The organism is Brevibacillus sp. RS1.1, assembly GCF_013284365.1.
Taxonomy (GTDB): Bacteria; Bacillota; Bacilli; order Brevibacillales; family Brevibacillaceae; genus Brevibacillus; species Brevibacillus brevis_D.
On record NZ_JABSVA010000031.1, the window covers coordinates 1 to 1,137 of the forward strand.

1 protein-coding gene is annotated in these 1,137 nt (G+C 43.5%); it reads left to right on the forward strand.

Annotated features, from left to right (window positions below; all coding sequences use genetic code 11):
* Positions 1–95: 95 nt before the first annotated feature.
* Positions 96–1,137, forward strand: a protein-coding gene (locus HP570_RS29095) for an IS3 family transposase (protein WP_254495533.1) whose coding sequence is annotated in 2 segments (ribosomal slippage) — positions 96–369 and positions 369–1,137 — 1,043 coding nt annotated over the 2 segments. Because the reading frame shifts where the segments join, the coding sequence is not laid out codon by codon here. This gene is flagged as partial in the annotation.

The window sequence follows — 1,137 nt, forward strand, 5'->3', positions numbered from 1 at the left end:
GGGACTGACCCCGTAATGTGAGACAAATCAAAACACCTTCAAGAGAACTAAACCATGTCGTAAGATATGGAGACAATCTTGGAGGTGTTTTTGCATTGTCAACTAGAGTGAGTTACCCCGTGGAAGTCAAGATGCAGGCGATTCAAATGAGATTGGCAGGTGTTCCAGTGAAGGAGGTTATGGAGAAACTAGGAATCCGCAATGTGACTCAGCTAAAGGTCTGGATGAAGTGGTATCGAGAGGGCGAGCTTCATCGACTAGAACAACCTGTTGGCAAACAATATAGCTTTGGCAAAGGTCCTGAGTACACTTCAGAGCTTGAGAAAGTGAAAGCAGAAAATCGATTTTTGAAACAACAATTGGATGTGCTAAAAAAGTACACGGAATTGGAAAGGGGGTGACACCTAGAATCGTGGTCACATGGATGGAAACCATCAGAGGAGAAGTGAATATTAACCAAGCTTGCGCTTGGTTGGGTATTGCCCGATCCACCTATTATCGTTGGAGGTCAGTGTTTAAAATGAAACAAAAGGACCCTATAGTCGAAAAGATTCGGCAGCTATGTTCCCTACATAAATTTCGTTATGGCTATCGAAAGATTACGGCACTCCTTCGGATTGAACAGCGAATTAATCACAAGCGTGTGCAACGGATTATGCAAGTAGAACAACTGCAATGTAGAGTCCGCATCAAGAAACGTAAACCAACGGGACAACCTTCACAATCGGCTGAACATCTCCTACAACGTCAATTTCATGCTGAAGCTCCGATGCAAAAGCTAGTGACAGATATTACGTATTTGCCGTTTGGTGGGAAAATGTTGTACTTATCAAGTATCTTAGATTTGTACAATGGGGAGATTGTTGCTTACACCATAGCAGATAAACAAGACACTTCGTTTGTCTTAGATACGTTAAATCAACTTCCTAATCGGCCGGGAATGATGTTGCATAGTGATCAAGGCAGTGTGTACACGTCTCAAGCTTACCAAGAGGCAGTAAAAGGAAAAGGCATTATCATGAGCATGTCCCGCAAGGGAATGCCTGCTGATAATGCCCCCATCGAATCGTTTCATTCCACGCTAAAGTCTGAAACGTTCTATCTCGAAGGCCTCACGAGTACAACGACGGCAATCGT